Source organism: Mycolicibacterium tusciae, from assembly GCF_002086795.1.
Classification (GTDB): Bacteria; Actinomycetota; Actinomycetes; order Mycobacteriales; family Mycobacteriaceae; genus Mycobacterium; species Mycobacterium tusciae.
The window spans coordinates 86,120-107,042 of record NZ_MVIM01000019.1 but is presented as its reverse complement, the minus strand read 5'-3'; the positions used below and the strand labels follow the sequence as shown (position 1 = coordinate 107,042).

Here is a 20,923-nt window from a genome sequence, read left to right as displayed (position 1 = left end):
TCCGGACCGAACTCCAACCACTCCTTCGCATCCGGAGACTCCACACCCACATAACCCAACGCCTTCACCAACATGTGCTGTCCTCGGGCGATTCAGTGGTTCGAGACGGTAAGTGACGCATAGCGCTGCTGGAGTGCGGCCCAGTTCTTGCCGGCCTCGCGCCCTCCAGCCAAGTAGGACTCCGGCACTTCGGTGTACGGCGGCCGGGTGGGCCCGGTGCGCATAAAACCGGCTGCTTGGAATTGGGCGTTGTCGATCTGGATGCTGTATTTGAGGAATTCGGCGAAGTTGCCGCCCGGGTAGAGCGTCTCGAGAGCGGCCTCGAGTTCGTCGGTGAGCGTTTGACAGTCGTCCCAGCGGCGGGCTCGGATTAAGTCGCGCAAGTGGGTTACCGGCGCAGGGCCGCAGGCCACATTGCCCGACCAACAGGCGGTGACCTCCTCTGGGAATAGCCGGGCAAAGTAGTACCAGTCGGTCTCAAGCGGCAGTAGCCGCACACGACCGCCGACGGCGCGGAGGTCGGAGAGGAAGGCGGAGCCACTGAGCAGTCCGAGATGCTTGGCAGCGACAACCTGCGGTATCTGGCTAAGCGCCTCGTATGCGGGGGTCCCGATCTTTCCCTTGAAGGCGCCTGGGTTGTCGTAGACAACCATTGCCAGGTTCGGCACTGCCTCGGCCACATCGCGATAGAAGCGCACAATCCCGGCGTCGTCGAGGGGCAGCCACATCGGACGACCGACGAACAAACCGTCGGCACCGAGCTCGCCGAGCCGACGACCTCGAGTGATCGTATCGCGGGTGTTGAGCGTCGTCGCTCCAGCGAAAACCGGGATTCGCCCCGCGACGGCATCGACGACGGTGGCGACGAAGCTTTGCAACTCGTCCCATGTCAGCGAAGCACACTCGCCGAAGGTGCCTGTGGTCATAAGCACGTCGACCCCGCCGCGGACCATCGAGTCGGCAAGCGTCGCCGCCTCGTCGAGGTCCACGGAGAATGTTGTGTCGGGCTGGTCGGCCGTCGGGATGGAGGGCGTAGGAATGATGCCGACGACCCCGGTGATGTCATCAACGGTCAACTTCGTGTCAGGCACAGGCATTGCCTTTCTGGTGAAACGTCAGCGGGCTCGGAGGTTGGCGGGTACTGGGGGAAACGGGTGCGCCCCCAATGACAGCTCGGGCTCTTCGTAGTAGAGATTGAGCGCCTTGAGTGTGGGGATGTCGTTGACCGAGAACAGCACGGCATCTTCTGTCGACCGGTTGACGAAGTGATGGGTGCTCCAGTTAGGCACCGCGAAACTGTCGTGGGGCCCCCAGTCAAGCTCCACGTCGTCGACGACCGTCGTCCCTTCGCCACGCACGACGAAATACACGGCACTCGACGTGTGGCGATGGGCGTCGGTCCGCTGGCCGGGCCGCAGCAATTGCACCCAGCAATCGAGCGTTGGCATGGTCGATCCGCCTGTGACGGGGTTGGCATACCGCAGGACGACGCCGTCGTAGGGACTGCCCGCAAGGCCCGCCATCCGCTGGAGCTGCCGCTCGACGTCGCGCCAGGGATAGCGGAATGGAAAGTTCGCCGTCTTGACCTGCTCCCACGCAGGGCGGAGTAGGCCCCCGCGGTCGGCGAGATGCTCTCCAGGCTCTTCGCGTTGAGGTTGGCGCTTCTCGCCGTAGGACTCATAGAAGGGAACATTGAGCCCGAGCACCAATCCGATATCGAGCACGTCGAGCCAAACGACGTTCTCCGAAGTGGCATTCTCGTGGTCGTGCCACGTCCAGCGAGGGGTTAAGACGAGGTCGTAGTCCTCCATTTGGCACGGCTCGCCGTCCACCACAGTAATCAGGCCGGGGCCGCCTTGAATAGCGAACCGCAGCGCTGCCATGGTGTGGCGGTGCGCATAGGCAATCTCGCCGGGCTTGAGCATCTGCATGCCCATGTTCATGGTGTGCGTGGTTCCCCGGGCATCCGGATTGATGAACGAGAGATTGCGTCGCGCCGTCAAACTTTCGGGCATCACGTCGCACGACTTCAGAAGCTTCGCGTGAACATCGTGCCATCGCCACAGAAAGGGAACACCGGCGGGCTTGGGGCCGCCGACGACGCTTTCCAGCATTTCGTCGTATATCCATTGCCCACGTAAGTTGGCAGCCTCGAGCTCGACGTCGAATTCGCGGAGCTCTGAACTCTCGGCGGTGGACATTGGCTACCTTCTCTGGTTGGCAGAATGACACTCTGTCAATTAGAGATTATCGGCACCCGCCGGTCGCGTCAATAGCGCACGGGCAGCACTGAGCTGACCTCTTGGGTCAGTACCCCTAACGGGGCGAAAGGTCGAGTTATGCAGCACGCTAGACGAATTCGACTCCGCCGCCATCCAGGTCATCCGGTGCCGCAATTCGTGGTGTCGCGGGTGCTCCCGGATGGACTTGCGAGCGTGTTCGTTGAGCTGCTCGCGCGCCGATCTGCGGAAAGACTATCTATCTTCAGCCAACACGTCGGCGGCCCCCCGTGCCGACTCGCGCCAGCTCCGCTAGTCATCTCGGATCGGCGCACAACACAATGACGACACTGTTGCCGCTGGGGAGCAACTCGAGATCGGGTGAGGCGAGATAACGGCAAGGCGTTGATCTTGAGGGCCGTTTTCCCCGCTGGTGAGACGTTGTCGAATTAAGATTGCGACGCCGCTGCGAGCGTCTTCGGTGCACGTACAGTGCCACGTCCAATGGGGCGGGCAACCACGTGTGGCCGCACTATGGTGATCGCGTCGCGGCAGTGTCGGGTGGGTTCGTCAACAGTTCGAGCCTCCCCCGCACAGTTTCGAGATCGCTGCCGGCCTTCAGTGCACGCCTGCACTCGATCAGTGCTCGAGGCCAGTTCACGATCGCGGCGCCGCTCAAACGTTGCTCGCCATCGGGGTAGAGCGCTGTGAATCGATTGTCGGACAATCGATCTCCGACGACGAGTGGCTCACTTAGGTGAGTTGTTTGGCCGCAAAACTGGATCTTCCAGTCGTACTGGTCGCTCCATACGTACTCGACGGGCTCGTAGCAGCGCAGATGGTCGGGGTGCGAGATATTGTGCGCGACGCAAGACGCCTGGTCGACCGCGTTTGTCCAGTGTTCGATGCGCATCATCACGCCGCGGGCGCGATGAAACCAACGCGACACGTCGCCGACTGCGTAGACGTTTTCTGACGTGACGGCACGACAGAACTCGTCGCAGACCAGGCCGTCATCGACGACCAGTCCGGACGGCATCAGCCAGCCGTCGTTCGGCACGGCGCCGATGCCCACCACCACCGTGTCGGCTTCCACGACGGTCCCGTCCGTGAGGCCGACCTCCAAGTTGCCGCGCTCCCCCTCAATATTCTCGACACCGACGCCGAATCGCGTGTGCACTCCGTGGTCTCGGTGCAAATCGACGAACCACCCACCGATCTCTTCGGTAAGCACCCGGCTCATCGGCACCGGCACCGGGTCGACAACCGTCACTTGCAGCCCCAGTGACCGCGCGGTTGACGCGACCTCGGCCCCAATAAATCCTGCCCCGATCACCACGAGGCGGGCACCGGCAACGAGGTCGGCCCTTAGCCGCAGACAGTCCTCTAGGGTGCGTAGCACATGAACGCCCGGTCCCTGGCCCCACGGGGATGGTCGCGCGCTCGCTCCGGTGGCCACCACCAGGTGGTCGTAGTGCAGGGGCTCATCATCGGCGAACTCAACCTCGCACGCTGCGACATCCACTCCGATCGCGCGGCGGCCGAGGCGAAGCTCGATGGCGTCGGCGGCGGCAGCGTCTCTGGTGAGTAACGTCGCAGCCGCGATGTCACTCGTACCCGCAAGCAACGCTTTGGATAGCGGCGGTTTGTCGTAGGGCAGTGCAGTTTCCTCGCCCACGAGGACGATGTCGCCGTCGTAGCCTTCCGATCGCAGCGCCTGGGCCGTGCGGACCCCGCCGACAGAACTGCCGACGATGACGACCCGTGACGTCATTCGTCTACGACTTCCAACGCTGCCACCGGACAGCTGCGCGCAGCCTCCTCGACCCGGGTCCTGTCCGCGGAAGGGACCTCCGTCTTCCGGACCAACACGAGTCCCCGGTCGTCGATGTCGAAGTAGTCCTCGGCGGCTACGACACAGTTCGCGTATCCCTGACATACCGCGTGGTTAGCCTTTATGACTCCGTCCATGTGCTTTCCTTCCCTATGTTCGTCGGGTTCAATTGCGCTGGGGTGCAGGTCCGAGGCCGAAACCGCCGTCGGGGCGGATCGTTTCGCCGGTAAGCCCGCGGGAGCGGTGCGAAGCGAGAAAGACGTAACTCCACGCGTGGTCGTGACCCGATAGGGCCACGTTGAGCGGTGTGCGAGCAGCCAATTCGCGGGCCCGGTCGGGTGCAGCATCCAGACGGCGGGCGCCAAGGTCGAGACTGTCGAGTCCGCGCAGGTCGGTGTTCAACGTTCCCCCTGGGGCAACACCGTTCACACGGATCCTCGGCGCGAGTTCGTGAGCCAGTGCGGTGACGAGGCCACGCACCGCGAACTTCGACGCGACATACAGCAGGCCGCCACGTCCTGGATAAAATGATGAAGCGGACTCGGTGAGGATGATCGAGGCGCCGTCCTGGCCCATCAATGCCGGCACTGCAGCCTTGACTGAGTGGATATGACTCAGGACGTTGATACGAAACATCTCGTCGAACGCCTTGTCGATTCGCTCGGGGGGGATGTCCTGAAGACGACGGTAGAAATCGAAGATCCCCACGCAGTTCACCAATGTGTCGAGTCCGCCGAACGCGTCGGCAGCGACCTGCACAGCTTCGTCGTTGGCGGTGTGGGTGGTCCCATCACCCTCGATTACCGGGATGTCGGGCAGCTGATGGCGCAGCGCCGAGCACTTATCGCTGTCGTACTCGAGCACGGCGACCTGGGCATCCTCGTTCAGGAACGCGTCGACGGTGGCCCGACCGATACCCGAACCTCCGCCGACGATCAATGCGCGTTTGCCCGCCAGCCAGCCAGTCATACCTCGTCGCCCAGAATCAAGGGAGTCCCTGCGTTCCCCACCATGGCCGCTAAGGTGGCTGGGTTCTGCCAGGTCAACGCCTCGATCTCCAAGGCATCCAGCGACACCCACTGCGCCGATTTTGGCGCCTGAATCAACAGCCGAGCTCCGTTGCGAGTGGTCACTCGGCGCACGACGACCTCTGCGAACTCGTTGGCGATGTTAAGTGCATCGCCGGTCGCCCCGGCCAGCAGCGTAGCCAGTTCCTCGCACGCCGATTGTGGTGGTGACTGCGCGCCCTCGCCGGGTCGATTCGAGCTCATAGGAATACCGCCAGATTCTGCATTCGAAGCACTGATTCATCGACGGCGATTGTGCGCCGGGCGAGTTTGAGGGCGTTGCCATCGCGACGTAGGAGATCCTCACGACCGCATGAAAGGAGCGTGGACTCATTGACGTCGCCGCGGCTGCGGAACAACAACTCAGCGCTGTCGACCGCGAGGTAGTCGGCGTCGTCGGTGAGGAATGTGCGCACGTTGGTGATGAAGTGACGCAGGCGCGACGGCGGATCCTCAGTCCAGGCGTGCTCGGTGGCGAATCGCGCAACCCGACGACTGAGTGAGTATTTGTTCTCGTCGAAATGCGCCATTCCTGCTGAGCTATCGAATCCGGCGCCGGCGGCGGTGGTGATCCGCACCGGCATGTAATAGTGAATGTCCTCGGTAAGAACACCCAGCCACCTGTCGTAGTCTTGGGCATCGAGAAGGTACGCCTCGTTGATGAGGAAGCGATGCGCCTCCAGATGGCGAGAATCGTCGAACGGCAAGGCTTCCCCCACACGTTGGGCGCGGGCTGCGTGCGCACCAAGTACCGATGGGGCCATGGGTCGACCAGTGCGCTGATCCTCGACGGTCACAGCATCACCGACGTCGGAGCCGACTCCGAGTCGATACCGGCAACGGCCCGGCCATTGGTCTGCACCATTGGCTCAATACCTTGCGGGTTGTCGGTGAGCACAGTAGCCGGGTCGACTCGCAGCGGCGGCATGTCGAGGTAGTCAGCCCAGAGCCTCAATAATTGCCGTTGATTGTTCTCGTTGTAACCGAGCTGAGCGTATCCAGGCCCGTGAAACTGAGCGCTGCTTAGGGTGTCGACCACCCGGGCATCGTCTGCGAGCAGCCCCATCCGGCTGTTCAGCCGCAGTCGGCGGGCCATCGAACCCCCCGCGGTGTTGGTCAGCGACACCCAATTCTCGACATCGTCTTGTTCGAACATTCCCGTCGAGCCGAAACACATCAAATAAGCCTTGTATGAGGCCGCCTTAAACGCTTCCGGGGCATCAGAATCCACCGCAAACCAGGACAGCACTTCAGTCTCGTTCTCGCTAATGGGCTGCCATACTCGAATCGAAATGAACGGCAAGACGTGCTCGCCGTCCTCGACTTTCGGCCAGTTGTGCACGAAGCTGATGTTCGGAAAGCACGTCGCCGCCGAGATCATGAACCCATCGGCGCCCACCACCTGTCGCTGCTGCTCGGTCCAGGTCGCCTTGGCACGACTGATCATTTCCGCCGGGTAGCCGACATAGCTCATCCGGTCTTCGAAACTCCCCTCAGGCAGCTTGTATGTGGTCCCCCCACCTCTGCCCGCCCAATAGGTTGCGCCGTCTTTGCGCTTGTGAGCCTTCGGCTCTCGGAACAGGCCGATCTCGACCACCGACGTGTGCGTCTGCGGCGTGTGGTACATGTCCCCGGCGAAATTCTCAGCTGCGATCTTCCAGTTCGCTTTTACCCGCCAACGCTGGGGACCCTGCACCTCGAGACCGTTGGGGCCCTGCTTGGTGTAGAAATCGAGATAGAACCTGAAATCACCCAGGTAATCTTCAAGCGATTCTGCGTCAGGATCCATCGACAGGAAGATCAACCCGTTGTAACTGGCCACACTCGGCGCTGGCAACAGGGTCTGACCCGCCTTGTTGAACCCCGCCTCCCCTCCGTAGGCCTCTTGGTGAAAAGGCAGTCCGATAATGCGGCCGTCGTTGCGGTAAGACCACCCGTGGTAAGGGCATCTGAAATTCGACGCGTTCCCCATCTCCGCCCGACAAATCTGCATACCGCGATGGAGGCACATATTGAACATCACCCGGACCTCGCCTGCAGAATCACGAGCGACGATGAACGAATCCTGTAGCACTTGCCTGACCACGTAGTCGCCCGGCTGCGGAATTTCGGACTCGTGCGCGACGAACAACCACGCCCGACTGAACAGCCGCTCCTTTTCGAGCGAGAAAATCTGCTTGTCGTTGTACACGTGCGCCGGAATCATGCCAGTGCGTACTGCCGCCAACACCTCACCGTGATCCTGCATCTTCAACTCCATGACTCAGCGACGGGACCCAATCCTCGACTGAGGCGCCTTCACTGTTATGTAGAACACGACTCTGTCTAGCAGAGAGTATGCCGTCAATTTGCCGGTGTAGTCAACCGGCCTCGCTGAGCTGTCGAACTGTCGCGCAGCCCGCTTCGTTGCCTTCGACGAAACGTCCACAACGGCATTCACCGCCCGAGGCAGTATGTCTTCCTTGCCCACGCGATTTGCGACGAGTGGGCACAGGGCCCGTAACGAAAACGACCGGCCCGGTACTGCTGCGCACGGGCAGGCATGCGTGGGATGCCAGCAGCTGTCAGCGGTACTGGCCGAGCAGATTTCGTCGGAGATTTTGCGCCGCCTACGGATTGGACTGGTCACCGACGACGACGCCGCGGGAAGCAAGTCTGCGGACCGCCCGGGCCGACGGCGGTGCCAGATGTTGTGCGGTGAGGCGACATTACGCCGCCGATGCCTGAGCGTCGCGATTCTTCGAGCTGCATTCGGCTTTCACCGCGGTAAGGTCTCTGTCATGCAGAAACCTCCTGTCGCGGGCATGGAGCATGACAGCACCGGAAAGCTCCCGCAATATCCGATCGAGTCTGTCGACAATGCTCTTCGCCTAATCCTCCTCCTCGGAGACCGCTCTCAGATCCGGCTCACTGACGCCAGCGAGTACCTGCAGGTCGCTTCGTCGACCGCGCATCGCCTGTTATCCATGCTTCAGTACCGCGGTTTTGTCCGCCAAGATCCGATCAGCAGGGCATACCAGCCCGGACCGTCCTTGACGAACGTGGCGTTCGCTGTGCACTCCAGGATGGACATACCGCGCACCGCCGCGCCGATTCTGCGCCACCTCGCGGAGACGTTGCAAGAAACCGTGCACGTAGGAACGTTGGACGGCAGACTCGTTCGCTTCATCGCGGCACTCGAAAGCCCTTCTGCTGTTCGAGTGATTTCGCGTTTGGGTACTACACGTGCTGCCCATTGCACGTCGACAGGTAAAGTCCTACTCGCCGGACTATCCGATGACGAGCTTGACCAGTTGTATCCCGACCCACATTTGGAGCCACTCACCGAGCATTCCGTGCGTACCCTCACCGAACTGCGCGCTCAATTGGCAGAGGTCAGAAAGAGTGGGTTTGCGACCAGCAACCAGGAAAGTGAGGAAGGCGTCGCGTCTGTTGCCGTGGCCGTACCCGTAGGAGGTTCCCAGATGAGGCTGGCACTCAATGCGTCAGCGCCCAGTTATCGATTCGGGCCCTCAGATATCCGCAAAGCTCGCACTGCCCTAACAGACGCCGCCGCCGAGCTAGCCCGCAATCTCGGCTGATGACGTCCAAAAAAGTGGAAGCCGACAGTGAAATGCTCAGCGGCGCCCCAGATTTGCCTGGCTTCATTGCCACCCTCGACGCGTTCCTAAGCATGGAGAAGCAACGGAATGCCGAACCGATGTTCGCGGCGGTCCTCACCGACGACTTTCAGATCGGTTTTCGTGGTGGTTACCAGTGGAAAGGCCGCGATGGTCTGCAGACGTACCTTGACCAACGGGCCGGGATCTTCGACGAACGCCTGGAACTGCGCCACGTACTTTCCTACATCCCGGCGAAGGAGGGTGTGGTCGAGCTGACGACCCATCTTGAGTTCTACTTTCGACGCTGGAAAGCACCCTCGTTGGTCAGCGAAGAATTCACCGGGTCGGCCTTTCGCACGTGGCTGATTCGCATAGCTGACAACGAGATGCGCGTGAAGCAGGTGATTATCGATGGATTTGCCAATCTCAACGAAAACGCACGGGCGGTGTTTGCCATCCCAGGTGAAGGGTTCGACGAATAAGCGCTACAGCGACGAAGGCGGTAGACGTCCACCGACGCCGAGGCGCACGATCAAACCTCGCTTCTCCATAGCACGATGTCGATCTCGTCGAAATGAGACATCGCAATCAGGCGCTGCAGGCCCTCACGGGTTATCGGAACACTCGACCTCTCCCCGTGCGACGCCGGGCAGCGCGATCGATGCCCACCATCCCGGCGACGTCCAGTACCGCGGTAATTCGCATGATCTTCTGCATGAGGTCGGTGCCATGTGCCCCGAACCGATGATGGCGACTTTCGTCATTGCCATCATGCCTCTGAGAACGTGGCGGAAACCGATCCCAGAGGCTCGATCTCCGCTTCGACATGAACGCCGGGCCTGACCGCGGCCATGGGTCCAAGCGCTCCCGAAAGAACGATCTGGCCAGCGCGAAGTGGCTGCCCGTACGCAGCAGCTGTCCTGGCCAACCACATCAATGCAAGGATCGGGTCACCCAGACAGGCCGCCCCAGAGCCCGCTGATACCGGAACGCCATCGGCCGACATTCGCATGACGACGTCCCGGGGCTCGAATTCGTCGATTTCGAGCCGGTTCTCCCCCAGAACGAACAGCCCGCTGGAGGCGTTGTCCGCCACGGTGTCAGCGATACTCAGGTCCCAATTCGCTATGCGGCTATCCACGATCTCCAGTGCCGCAACGGCGTAGCGAATCGATCCTCGAATTTGATCTTCGCTTGACACATCTCTGTCGATATCTTCCGCGAGTACGAAGGCGACTTCGGCTTCGACCTTGGGCTGCAACAACTTTCGATAAGGAACGAGCGTCTCGCCGGATGCGTCCATGTCCGCAAATAGGACACCGAAATCCGGTTGGTCGACGCCGAGTTGTTGCTGTACTGAAGGAGCAGTCAGGCCGATCTTTCGACCGATTACCACTCCTCCCGCCGCCACCCGGCGAGCGTTGAGCTCCTGCTGAACCGCATACGCCGAATCGATGTCCTCCGCGCCGATCAGCGTGCGCACCGGTGGTGCTGGTTGCCCTGTCACGAAAGCGGTTTGGATACGGTCGACGGCAGCTCGGATGATGCTGATGTCGCGAACTGTGGTTGTCATGTGTGACCTTCCTTTTTGGGCGGCAACGTCATCGACGTTATGGACAGGGTTAATGGGGTTCGCGCAAGTGTTGCCAAGCAAGCCCTTCTTACTGCCGAGCGCTTTTCGCATGCCGGTCGACGTCGACCACCCCGGCAATGGACTTGAGTCGAAGGTGGGAGGAGATATCGAGCGAGCCGCCGACTCCGCTGTCTTTGTATCCCTCGGCTGGGGCGGAGACACCGTGGCTCCGCGCGTTAATCGAGATGCGCCCGGTATGCATATTGCGCGCCACCGCCGTCGCACGCTCGACGTCACGACTGAACACCGCACCGCCAAGCCCATATGACGAATCATTGGCCATTCGTGTCGCGTCCTCATCTCCGTCATGAGGAACCACGACCAGCACGGGCCCGAATATCTCTTCGCGGAACACGCGCATCGTACGGTCGACGTCGACGATCACCGTGGGCTCGACGTAGAAGCCGGTCGCAATGGACGGACGGCCACCCCCGAGGATCACCCGAGCTCCTTCGGCACCAGCCGAGTCGATGTAGTCCTCGACACGTGCACGCTGCGCCGCGCTGACGAGCGGACCGAAGACTGTCCCTGGATCCAGCGGGTCACCCAACTGAGCACTGGCCAAGCATGATGTGACGACCTCGAGTACATCGCTGAAGCGTGCGCGAGGCGCGATGACACGCGTGCACGAGTAGCAGACCTGCCCCGTATTCGGCAGGCAGGTGGTGACCAAGTTGTCGGCGAAGAGCTCGAGGTCCGCATCGTCGAGCAACACGGCCGCCGACTTTCCACCCAGCTCCGCTACGACCGGCTTCAACAAATGGCCTGCACGCGAGGCGATTGCGCGACCAGCATCCGTGGAGCCGGTGAAGGACACCATGTCTATGTTCGGATCGTCAATCACCGCGGACCCTGTCGTACGGCCACCGGTGACGACGTTGATCACCCCGGGAGGGAATCCGACTGCCGCAGCGAGCTCCCCGATGAGCAATGAGTCCAAAGGTGTTTCCGGCGCAGGTTTCACGACGACCGTGCACCCTGCGGCGAGAGCCGGAGCCAGCTTGTGGGCTAATAAGGACTGGGGCGCGTTCCACGGGATGATGATCCCGACGACACCCACCGGTTCACGTCTGACGATGCCCTTCCCGTCGGCACTGGCGACTTCGGGCTCGAAGGATCCGGCTATCTCGGCACAGTGGCGGTAGAGAGCTATGGGACGAGTGCCATTGGTACGACGCGACCTCGAGATTACGGCTCCATTCTGGGCCGTCACGAGGCGCGCGATCTCCTCGCATCGTTCATCGAAACTGTCGGCCAGCGCGGCGATCAGGGCTGCACGATCTTTGGATGGCGCTTCGGCCCACCCCCGCAGCGCGGCGCGTGCCGCGATCGCCGCCGACGCTACATCGGCGGAGCTCCCGTCTGGGACGCTCCCGACCCAGTCCTCGGTGGCCGGATCGGTGAGGTCGATGAAGGCATCGGAATCGGACTCCCGCCAGACACCATCGACATAGATATGGCTGTGGCGACTGCCGATCACGCCGTTTCTCCGGAAAGTACTGGATTCTTGATCGGAGCGGGCGTGAAGGTCGCAGGGACATTACGGAATCCACGCAACACGTTGTTGAGCTTGCGGGTGGGCTCGCCAATCGTGATCGTCTCGACGCGCTCGATCATCGATTCCAATACCGCCTGGAGCTCGATCCGGGCCAAAACCTGACCCGCGCAGGCATGAAGACCGGTTCCAAAGGTCAGATGACCCGCGGCGTTTCGGTGAATGTCGAATTTGTCTGGCTCGGGATACTGGCGCTCATCGCGATTGCCGCTTCCATAGATGACAGCAACCCGCTCACCCGCGGCGATCTCAATTCCGCTCACCTCGGCGTCCACCGCTGCGACACGGGAGAAGAGCTGCGCAGGTGCTTCGATCCTCAACACCTCATTCACGACGGCGTTGACCCGGTGGGGTAACCCGCGGAGTTCCTGCCACTGCTCAGGATGCGTCCCGAGCAGCCACACCATCGCCCCAAGCGCATTGACGGTCGTGTCCATCCCCGCCGTAAGGTACGCCGAAAGTAGGTGCAGGCAGTACTCCTCGGGGATGACCCCAGCGTCGGCCGCTTCGTATACCGCGGCACCCATGCTGCCCGGGGCCAGTTGGTCCCTCGTTGCGACGTTGCGGATGTACTCGAACTGCTCGGCGATGTCGGCCAGGCCTGCCGAGGTGCGATCACCCGGCGGGCCAAAGGCGTTGAACGCACCGCTGGCCCAGCGCAGCAACTCCGAGCGAGCATCAACGGGGAGGCCGATCAGCTCTCCGACGACCTCTACGGGAAAGACCTGACTGAAGTCGGTCACCGCATCAAAGGACTCTCTTCTGGTCATCTCGTCGACAAGCGATTGAGCTCTGGGCCGAATGATCTGCTCCACACTGCGAATCGAACGAGGCCCCAAACGATCCTGGAGAACACCGCGCAGCATCTCGTGGCGTGGCGGGTCGGACGCGATGACGCTGTGTCTACGGACCTCGTTGAACTGATTGTTGAAGCCGACACCTTTGCCCGAGATGAATCGCGTGTGGTCCATGAGGACTGCCCGCACTTCGGCATACCGCGCGACCGCGAGCACGCCATTAGCGGTCAGACGGACGACCGGCCCTAGCTCACGCATGCGCGCGTACGTGGGAAACGGATCACGCAACACCTCGTCGGAGAAGATATCGACGTCGAGCTCTGGGATCGTGCTCACCGACTCTCGGCTCCTTCTGTTGTTGGTTGTTCCCCGGTTGCCGTGCGAGACGTATCCTTATCGCCCGTCAACTCATCCGAAGCGGACGTCGACTGCGGCGGATCCGTTGCCGGCGAGATCTTTACTGGCCAAATGCCGGTCCAGCCGGGGATACACTCGGCGCGCGTTACCCTCCACCACTGCGTGGTGTTCTTCCTCACTCAAATCGAGTTCGTTGATGTAGACCAGCGTGTCGTCCCATGCGACTCCGGTGTCCGGGTCAACTCCTCGAACCGCGCCGAGCATTTCGGAAGCGAAGAGCAGGTTAGCCGGACCGATAACCCGGTGCAGCAGATCGATTCCAGCCTGGTGATAGACGCAAGTGTCGAAGTACATATTTCCCAGGAGTTCGCTTGGGTCTGGTCGGCCCAGCCGAGCCGCCAAGCCGCGGTAACGGCCCCAGTGGTACGGGACGGCGCCACCTCCGTGCGGGATCACAAAGGTCAGCTTCGGATATCGCTGGAACAAGTCCGACTGCACGAACTGCATGAAAACGCTCGTGTCAGCGTTGAGGTAGTGCGCGCCGAGCGTGTGGAAGTTTGGATTACACGAGATCGAAACATGCACCATCGCAGGCACTTCCAACTCGATCATGGCCTCGTACAGCGGGTACCAGTATTCGTCCGTCATCGGGGGCGACGTCCAGTACCCGGCCGTCGGATCCGGGTTGACGTTGCACCCGACGAAACCGAGTTCATCCACGCAACGTCGTAGCTCGTCGACCACCGGACGCAGGTCTCCACAAGGTGTCTGTGGCAACTGAGCCACTGGCGCGAAAGCGTCGGGATAAAGTTGCGCCACACGGTGGACCAGGTCGTTGGACGCACGGGCCCACGCGGTGGCGGTGGCCTGGTCCGCTATGTGGTGCTCCATCCCGGAAGCTTTCGGCGAGAACAGCATCAGATCACCACCTCGCTCGCGAAGCACGCGCAGCTGATTGTTCTCGACGCTCTCTCGGAGCTCGTCTTCACCGATCCTCGGCGCTGCCGGTGCCGGCACGCTGGGATTTTCCAACGCCGCGAGCTGTTGGTCACGAAACGCCTGATGCGCCGGCGGTGCCGTGGTGTAGTGACCGTGGATGTCAATGATCACCGCACGGCGTCCTCGTAGTCGACATAGCGCAACCCCGCGCGGGCAAGGTCGCCACGCATGTTGTTGACGTCGAGGCTGAGTTCACCACGCATGTAACGCTTCCGGTTCGCGGCTTCCTTGGTCTCGCGCAGCTTGGATGCCGCTGCGACGGCAGCGGCCTCCGTGCGGGGGACGACTACGACACCGTCGTCGTCGCCGACCACGACGTCACCCGGTTCGACCCATGCGCCGGCGCACGTGATCCCAATATTGACCGAACCAAGGCGTTTTTTAACCGTCCCCTGTGCTGAGACACATTTTGACCAGACCGGAAACTTCATGGCGGCGAGTTCAGCGACGTCCCGGCATCCGGCGTCGATCATCAGACCACCGACACCCCGGGCCGCGAGTGCCGTGGCCAGCAGTTCACCGAAATACCCATACTCCGAGGGCTCTTCGGGAGCGATCACCAAGACATCGCCTGCCTGACACTGCTCCACCGCCACATGGACCATCCAGTTGTCATCTGACGGGACACTGACAGTCACCGCCGATCCGCAGACCCGTGCACCGGTGTAGATCGGCCTCATGTACGCAGCGAGCAGCCCGGTGCGGCCCTGTGCTTCATGAATGGTCGCAACTCCGAACTGGGCGAGTTCATCCCGCACCGCGGGATGGGCGCGAGGCGGATTGCGGATGACGACAGACACCGTCAAGACTCCCTTCCCAGCCAAGGCATCAGCGAAATGTGGATCACGTCGGCGTCCTCTGTGTCACCAGCCAGCGCTCGGATAGCCCTGTCGACCTGATCGAGCGGGAATTTGTGCGTCGACAGCCGCTCCAGCGGAAACCTGTGCGACGCAAGCTGTTTGAGTGCAAGCTCACACGCGCGGTAACTATGGCCGCGTGCGCTTCTGATCGTGATGGCCTTCTCCGTGAGCTTTTTCACCGGGAAATCAGGGAACGCGGCAAGTTCCCCCTGGATGAGCATTGTGCCCTCACGGCGTTTCAAGGCGTCGATACCGAGCAACACCGGTTCCACACCAGCCCGCGAGGTGCAGTCGAGCACGAAGTCGACGCCGCGCCCGTTGGTCAGATCCACGATCCGGTCGTAGGGAGCTTCGGCGTCGATGTCGATGACCTCGTCTGCACCGAGCTCCAACGCGAGGTCCAGGCGAGCTTTGTCCCGAGAAGCGCCCGTAACGATGATTTGGGACGCGCCGGCTTGCTTGCAAGCCACGACTTGCGACAGTCCCTGCTGGCCCGGCCCTTGAATCAGAACAGTGTCGGCGTAACCGACACCCGCGGCGATCAGTGCCCACTCGATGCCGTTCGACAAGGGAGTAACGAGACCGGCCAGTTCAGCATCGACACTTTCGGGCACCTTGTGTACCACGGCATTCCACGGCAAGTACATGTATTCGGAGAAGCCACCCCACAGCGTTCCGGCGTTGTTGGCTGAGGTGTAACCGTATCTGCGCGCATCGGCGTTCGTTCGCCAGTCCGTTGCCTCGCAGTGGCGGTACTCGCCGATTCGGCACCATTCGCACTGATAGCAACCAACGTAATGCTCGACGAAGATTCGGTCGCCTTCGCCCACACCGTGCAACCGCGTGAACTTCTTTCCCGCCGCGGCGATGATGCCGACGTTCTCGTGGCCCATAATCACCGGCTCGTCGAACGGCGGTTTGGAATACATCTTGACATCCGTGCCGCATATCCCCGCGACCTCGACCTTCAGCAGCGCGGAATCATCGGACAGTTCCGGCCGGGGCAACTCCCGCAACTCTGTGGTGTTCGGCGCCGTACGTACAGCAGCCAGAACGCGCTCGACCAACTCATCCTCGCAATCACCTTATGGCACGATGGTCATGCCAATTTACCATCTGCAGCGTCGGCCGCCATTGCCGGTAACTGCCCGTTTTCCAAGGCGTTGCCACGCCGCCAGTCCTTCGACCCTCGGGAATGATCGTTTCGGCAACACACTCCGCGACACGATCCGGATACGGTGCCTCAGCATCAGCGCGATGTGCTCAAACCCGGCGCCTCAGACTGCCGCGCTCGCCGCAGGGCGATCCGCAAATCGCCTGTTCTGCCGCGGTGATGATTCCGAATAATGGCATGACTTGCTACTGCCCACAGCGACCGTGACACAATGGTCATGCCAATTTACCAATATGCTATCCAAGCCGCCAGTGCCCGGAGACTGATGCCCGAAAACCGCCGCGTGCTGACCACGCTGACGCGCTCTCAAGGAGCCAACCAAGCCGTCAAGGACGGCTCGGTAGCTCCTGCAGGATTTCAGCTGAAGTTCGAGGAAATACCCGTGTTGGTCAAGGGGTTCCGCCGAATGGTTCGGCACCTGGAGTTCGACGTCAGCGAGATGGCGCTCACGACCTACCTGACCGCACGTGAACACGGTGTCGCCTTCACCGCCTTACCAGTCTTTCTCGTGCGGGGGTTTCACCACGGGGCCATCCTGTACAACCGGCACTCGACGATCCGACACCCGAAAGACCTCGAAGGCCGGCGGGTCGGCGTCAACCGCGGGTATACCGTCACCACCGGTGTGTGGGCGCGCGGCATTCTCGCCTCGGAATACGACGTCGACCTCGACCGAGTGACTTGGCTGCTTTCCGGCGATGAACACGTGGAGTCGTACGTCCCTCCGTCCAACGTGGTCTCCGCCGGCCCCAGCGCAGACATGGCCGATATGTTGATCGCAGGCGAAATCGATGCGGTCATCGGCGTCGACGTCGACCATCCTGATATCGCGCCGTTGATCGCCGACCCCCACGGTGCCGCAATCACCGCCCTGCGTGATCGTTCGTTTTACCCCATCAATCACCTCATAGTCCTCAAGGACGAGGTGCTGCAGCGCTACCCGGACGCTGCGGCTGCAGTGTACGCAGCATTCAGTAAAGCTAAGGAGCGCTATGTCGCTCGGCTCGCCGACGGACAGGTGACCAGCCCAACCGATCGGATGTACGCCGAGGTGATGAAGACGACGGGCGCAGACCCGCTGCCCTATGGTGTCGAGCTCAACCGGCCAATGCTCGAGCAATTGTTGGACTTCGCACTGGCGCAACACATTTTGAGCCGACCGATCAAGATCGATGACGTATTCGTCTAGCTTCCGCGGGTGCGGGACGGATCAGTTCGCGAAGCGAAACCGAGACATCGCGGGCATCCTGGGCCCGGATTGTGGATCCTTGGGTGAGCACCTTTTGTACTGCCATGTAGTCACCTGGCGCGTTGACGGAGTCAACCGCCATCAAAGCGTCGTCGTGGTAATAGAGCACGGAGAATGACTCACGTTCGGGAGCGCCGCGAACCAAGTAATAGTCGTGTCCCCTCGACAAGCCGGCGATACGAAGCTTGAGATCGAACTGTTCGGACCAGAACCGCGGCACCGGCAGGTCTGACTCCACCCTGCCCGTCAATGTCGCGGCAGCCGCTTTGGCCTGAATTATGGCGTTTTGAACCGACTCCAAGCGCACTTTGCCGCTGCCGGTACGCCAATCGGGTTGAACAGTGCAATCGCCCGCCGCTACGACGTTCGGATTGCTGGTACGTGCGAAGCGGTCGACAACAATGCCACCGTCACAAACAAGATCCAGTTGGTCCGCCAGTTCGGTCCGTGGCACGACTCCGATACCGATAATTACAAGATCTGCGGGAAGGCTGCTGCCGTCTGATAATTCCACCGACTGCACGCGCGCATCCTGCCCGGTCAGCGACATTACTTCCGCGTTCAGACGTATGGTGACGCCGCGGCGCGCGTGCGCATCGAGGTAGAAGTCGGAGACCACGGGTGCCACGGCTCGCCCCATCAACCGATCGGCGGCCTCAACAACGGTCACCGTTTTACCTTGGGCACGCGCAACCGCCGCGGCTTCGAGTCCGATGAACCCGCCGCCGACCACGACGACGGATTCTGCTTCGCCCTGGAGCTGTCGCAGCTTCGCGGCGTCATTCGCTGTCCGGAGATAGATCACCCCATCGAGATCGGCGCCCGGCACGGCCAGTCGTCGCGGACTGGCGCCAACAGTCAACGCCAACTTGTCGAACCACAGCGTTTCTCCTGACGCTGTAAGGGCGACTCCTGACGGCCCCTCGCCCTCGAGTTCAAGCCAATTGACAAGCTCACCCGTGAGTACCGAAATGTCCTGGTCGGCCAGATACTTCGGGGCACGGAGTAGTAGCTGTTCGAAGCCGATGCCGCCTTGCAAGTAGGACTTCGACAATGGGGGCCGTTGGTACGGCGCGTGCGGCTCCTCGCCCACTAGTGTTATTGGTCCGCCTTCTCCTGCTTCACGAAGCGAAAGGGCCAGTTGCATTCCTGCTTGACTGGCACCGACGATCAACGTCCCTGCGCTCACCCTCACTGCTCCTCAGGGATGTGAACGATCAGGCCGTCGAGCGACTCGATCATCGTGATCTGACAAGACAATCGGCTGGACTCACGCCGCTCGGCGGCAGCACCGAGTTCGAGCACGTCCTCTTCCATTTCCTCAGGCCCACCAACGTACACAGCGAACTCTTCGTCGACATAGATGTGGCAGGTGGCACAGCTGCAGTTTCCGCCACACTCGCCGACGATGCCGGGGACGCCGCTGCGTACTGCGGCGGCCATGACCGACTCGCCGGGATGCGCGTCCACCACGCGCTGCACACCGTCCAAAGCGATGAAGACAACCTTCGGCATCTAATGCTCCAGTCAAAAGATTAAGGACTGACCATAATACCTTGCGTTGGCACCTACGGGGTACGGGACGGAAAAGGATGCCCATCGACGCGAACGGCTGTGAATCGCACGCAATCGTGGCGAGCTGCCACAGGGATTTCCGCCGCTGCTCGCGGCGGATCGACTGATGACACGGGTTCTGCCCTATTAGAATTCCGCTATAGCAGTGGAATGGCGGACCAGCCAGTCACATTAGTTGTGGCACATGGGAATCGACTGCGAATGATTCGTACGATCGTGGAACAGATGATGCCCGCGCAGGTACGTGCCCTGGACATACCGACCGGAGCGGCGCTGCGTCATGACACAGGCGATAAGCTAGTGCCACTGTTACGAGGAGGCGTCTACCTCTAAGCCCCCCGCCACGCCGGCGCTCAAGTGGCGGATGGCCGCCGTACTGCCGGGGCGATCTTGGCCTTATCATTGGTCCATGCCTGCATCCGAGAGTCCCGCGACGACCCCACCGCCGGCTGATTCGATGTTCAGCCCGGTCAGTCCGGGCCGGGCCTCGGCGATGATTGTCGACCAGATACGTGTGTTGATTCGGGAAGGTCAGCTGCGGCCGGGCGACCGCCTGCCTGCCGAACGTGAACTTGGTGACAAGCTCGGGGTGAGCCGGGTTACGGTGCGCGAAGCACTGCGCGGCCTCGAGGCGAACGGCATGGTGCGCATCAAGGTCGGCGCCCACGGCGGCGCGTTTGTGACGGCGCCAACGAGCCAGCGTATTGGTGAAGGCATCGAGGATCTGCTCAGCTTGTCGGGCCTGACCGACAAAGATGTGACCGAAGCGCGGCAGGTTTTCGAGATCGGAATCATCCCGCTCGTGTGCGAGCGTGCGACTGAACAGGACATCGACGAACTGACAGAGATCTGCAACCGGGGCGACGCGGCTTTGAAAGAAGGTTTCTATCCGATGGAACTGTCAGCGGAGTTCCATACACGCGTCGCCCAGGCCAGCCATAACAAGGCAATCGCGATGCTGGCTGACTCTTTCCACGGACCCACTCTGCTCTCGATGCGCCACGTCCAGCAGTCACACCCGGAGATGGGTATCCGAGGCATTCGGGAGCACCGCCAGTTTGTGGCGGCGATCAAGAAGCGCGATGTCGACAAAGCGACTTCCGTGATGCGTACCCATATCGGCCGAACGGCAAAGCACGTCTCAAAGGGCAACTGAGCCCAGAAAACTCATGACCCGCGCCGGCGCAGTTTCGGCGGTCTGGGCTGCGACCGGAACGTCCCAATACTCGTTGATGGGAAGGCACTCCTGTAGATAACGCGCCGCCGAGGGCGCATGCGATGCATCTTCACCCGGCACGATGAGCGCGGGCACGTCCGATACCAGTAGGTCATCGGGTTCAGGGCCAGGCACGGTGTCACGGTCGAACAACAGAGCCGCCATCGCCGCGACAGTGATCTGGTATTGAAGGCTGCCGAGATCACGGTACTGCGCGGCGAAATCAGGGTCGGAGCGCAACACGCTGACCCACGGACCCAGTCTGGCGTCTGAGGTGAAGTTGCCGTGGGTCGTCGCCGCAAGGTCGGCAACACCGGCCAGCCCCTGCTCCGCGGCGTAGGCAAGGTGGGCGCGGAACCGTTCGAGCTGCTTTCGCCGGTACTGTACGCCGCCGGCCGGCGAATACAGCACCATCCCTCCCACGCGCTCGCGATGAGCGCTCGCGATGCACGCCGCGATCGAACAACCAACGCAGGCACCCATGATATGCACTCGGCCCAGCCCGAGATGGTCCAACAGGCCGACACCCTGTCTCACGTAATGAGCCCATGAGACACGCTCGACGCGCCCGCCAGACTCACCGGCCTCACGCTTGTCGAACGTGATGCATTGGAACCGCTCCTGCAACTGTGACAGCATCCGCGTTCGACGATAGAGGCCGTGCTTCTCCCACGCGTCCATCGAGGCGGCGAAGCCGCCAGGCGAGAACATCAGCAGCGGTGGCCCCGAACCCGCTACCGCATAACGGGTTTCAATGCCATCGATCTTCGCCGAAGCCACGCTCAA

At 61.7% G+C, this 20,923-nt stretch carries 21 protein-coding genes; 4 read left to right on the top strand and 17 right to left on the bottom strand.

Annotated elements, in window-relative coordinates; all coding sequences use genetic code 11:
• Window positions 1-92 precede the first annotated feature (92 nt).
• From BST47_RS25925 to BST47_RS25890, 8 genes are all read right to left on the bottom strand, one after another.
• The gene (locus BST47_RS25925; RefSeq protein WP_234809863.1) at window positions 93-989 is read right to left on the bottom strand and encodes a dihydrodipicolinate synthase family protein; all 897 of its coding nucleotides are present in this window, start codon (window positions 987-989) and stop codon (window positions 93-95) included.
• 126 nt (window positions 990-1,115) lie between these two features.
• Window positions 1,116-2,201, bottom strand: a complete 1,086-nt coding sequence (locus BST47_RS25920; protein WP_083128712.1) for a cupin domain-containing protein — start codon at window positions 2,199-2,201, stop codon at window positions 1,116-1,118.
• A gap of 550 nt (window positions 2,202-2,751) precedes the next feature.
• Window positions 2,752-3,993 carry an NAD(P)/FAD-dependent oxidoreductase gene (locus BST47_RS25915; protein WP_083128709.1) on the bottom strand — a complete coding sequence of 414 codons (1,242 nt, stop codon included), beginning with the start codon at window positions 3,991-3,993 and terminating at the stop codon, window positions 2,752-2,754.
• The gene (locus BST47_RS25910; RefSeq protein WP_014211439.1) at window positions 3,990-4,190 is read right to left on the bottom strand and encodes a ferredoxin; all 201 of its coding nucleotides are present in this window, start codon (window positions 4,188-4,190) and stop codon (window positions 3,990-3,992) included. The genes BST47_RS25915 and BST47_RS25910 overlap by 4 nt, the downstream gene beginning before the upstream one ends.
• A gap of 28 nt (window positions 4,191-4,218) precedes the next feature.
• Window positions 4,219-5,022, bottom strand: a complete 804-nt coding sequence (hcaB, locus tag BST47_RS25905; protein WP_083128707.1) for a 3-(cis-5,6-dihydroxycyclohexa-1,3-dien-1-yl)propanoate dehydrogenase — start codon at window positions 5,020-5,022, stop codon at window positions 4,219-4,221.
• Window positions 5,019-5,324 (bottom strand): hypothetical protein, encoded by a 306-nt coding sequence (locus tag BST47_RS25900; protein ID WP_083128705.1) that lies wholly within the window; start codon window positions 5,322-5,324, stop codon window positions 5,019-5,021. The genes hcaB and BST47_RS25900 overlap by 4 nt, the downstream gene beginning before the upstream one ends.
• A complete protein-coding gene (locus BST47_RS25895; RefSeq protein ID WP_276068220.1) occupies window positions 5,321-5,884 on the bottom strand; it encodes a 3-phenylpropionate/cinnamic acid dioxygenase subunit beta in 564 nt (187 codons plus the stop codon). Before BST47_RS25895 ends, BST47_RS25900 begins: the two co-directional genes overlap by 4 nt.
• A gap of 29 nt (window positions 5,885-5,913) precedes the next feature.
• Window positions 5,914-7,368 carry an aromatic ring-hydroxylating dioxygenase subunit alpha gene (locus BST47_RS25890; protein ID WP_083128740.1) on the bottom strand — a complete coding sequence of 485 codons (1,455 nt, stop codon included), beginning with the start codon at window positions 7,366-7,368 and terminating at the stop codon, window positions 5,914-5,916.
• 532 nt (window positions 7,369-7,900) lie between these two features.
• On the opposite strand from BST47_RS25890, the gene BST47_RS25885 reads away from it, so the two are divergent.
• Together BST47_RS25885 and BST47_RS25880 are read left to right on the top strand one after the other, a co-directional pair.
• The gene (locus tag BST47_RS25885; RefSeq protein ID WP_083128738.1) at window positions 7,901-8,701 is read left to right on the top strand and encodes an IclR family transcriptional regulator; all 801 of its coding nucleotides are present in this window, start codon (window positions 7,901-7,903) and stop codon (window positions 8,699-8,701) included.
• On the top strand, window positions 8,701-9,204 hold the full coding sequence (locus BST47_RS25880) for a hypothetical protein (RefSeq protein ID WP_083128701.1): 504 nt from the start codon (window positions 8,701-8,703) through the stop codon (window positions 9,202-9,204). Before BST47_RS25885 ends, BST47_RS25880 begins: the two co-directional genes overlap by 1 nt.
• Before the next feature lie 287 nt (window positions 9,205-9,491).
• Here the strand turns inward: BST47_RS25880 and BST47_RS25875 are convergent, their stop codons facing one another.
• The 6 genes from BST47_RS25875 to BST47_RS25850 form a co-directional block, all read right to left on the bottom strand.
• Window positions 9,492-10,295: a 2-keto-4-pentenoate hydratase gene (locus BST47_RS25875; RefSeq protein ID WP_083128698.1), complete on the bottom strand. Its 804-nt coding sequence runs from the start codon at window positions 10,293-10,295 to the stop codon at window positions 9,492-9,494.
• Window positions 10,296-10,383: 88 nt separating this feature from the next.
• Window positions 10,384-11,835, bottom strand: a complete 1,452-nt coding sequence (locus BST47_RS25870) for an aldehyde dehydrogenase family protein (protein WP_083128696.1) — start codon at window positions 11,833-11,835, stop codon at window positions 10,384-10,386.
• Window positions 11,832-13,043: a cytochrome P450 gene (locus BST47_RS25865; protein WP_083128693.1), complete on the bottom strand. Its 1,212-nt coding sequence runs from the start codon at window positions 13,041-13,043 to the stop codon at window positions 11,832-11,834. Before BST47_RS25865 ends, BST47_RS25870 begins: the two co-directional genes overlap by 4 nt.
• A 72-nt stretch (window positions 13,044-13,115) precedes the next feature.
• On the bottom strand, window positions 13,116-14,174 hold the full coding sequence (locus BST47_RS25860; RefSeq protein ID WP_083128690.1) for an amidohydrolase family protein: 1,059 nt from the start codon (window positions 14,172-14,174) through the stop codon (window positions 13,116-13,118).
• Window positions 14,171-14,863, bottom strand: a complete 693-nt coding sequence (locus BST47_RS25855) for a 4-carboxy-4-hydroxy-2-oxoadipate aldolase/oxaloacetate decarboxylase (RefSeq protein WP_083128687.1) — start codon at window positions 14,861-14,863, stop codon at window positions 14,171-14,173. Before BST47_RS25855 ends, BST47_RS25860 begins: the two co-directional genes overlap by 4 nt.
• 2 nt (window positions 14,864-14,865) lie before the next feature.
• On the bottom strand, window positions 14,866-15,990 hold the full coding sequence (locus tag BST47_RS25850; RefSeq protein ID WP_083128685.1) for a zinc-dependent alcohol dehydrogenase: 1,125 nt from the start codon (window positions 15,988-15,990) through the stop codon (window positions 14,866-14,868).
• Window positions 15,991-16,362: 372 nt separating this feature from the next.
• On the opposite strand from BST47_RS25850, the gene BST47_RS25845 reads away from it, so the two are divergent.
• The gene (locus BST47_RS25845) at window positions 16,363-17,286 is read left to right on the top strand and encodes a substrate-binding domain-containing protein (RefSeq protein WP_083128682.1); all 924 of its coding nucleotides are present in this window, start codon (window positions 16,363-16,365) and stop codon (window positions 17,284-17,286) included.
• Here the strand turns inward: BST47_RS25845 and BST47_RS25840 are convergent.
• Together BST47_RS25840 and BST47_RS25835 are read right to left on the bottom strand one after the other, a co-directional pair.
• Window positions 17,261-18,535, bottom strand: coding sequence for an NAD(P)/FAD-dependent oxidoreductase (locus BST47_RS25840; RefSeq protein WP_083128680.1), 1,275 nt, complete (start codon window positions 18,533-18,535; stop codon window positions 17,261-17,263). The two genes, BST47_RS25845 and BST47_RS25840, sit on opposite strands and share 26 nt — an antisense overlap.
• Window positions 18,536-18,537: 2 nt before the next feature.
• On the bottom strand, window positions 18,538-18,861 hold the full coding sequence (locus BST47_RS25835) for a 2Fe-2S iron-sulfur cluster-binding protein (RefSeq protein ID WP_083128677.1): 324 nt from the start codon (window positions 18,859-18,861) through the stop codon (window positions 18,538-18,540).
• Window positions 18,862-19,330: 469 nt separating this feature from the next.
• Here BST47_RS25835 and BST47_RS25830 point away from each other — a divergent pair, with 469 nt between their 5' ends.
• Entirely contained in the window at window positions 19,331-20,077 is a 747-nt protein-coding gene (locus tag BST47_RS25830) for a FadR/GntR family transcriptional regulator (protein ID WP_083128675.1), read from the top strand.
• On the opposite strand, the gene BST47_RS25825 is transcribed toward BST47_RS25830, so the two are convergent.
• The gene (locus BST47_RS25825; RefSeq protein ID WP_234809868.1) at window positions 20,063-20,917 is read right to left on the bottom strand and encodes an alpha/beta fold hydrolase; all 855 of its coding nucleotides are present in this window, start codon (window positions 20,915-20,917) and stop codon (window positions 20,063-20,065) included. The two genes, BST47_RS25830 and BST47_RS25825, sit on opposite strands and share 15 nt — an antisense overlap.
• Window positions 20,918-20,923 lie beyond the last annotated feature (6 nt).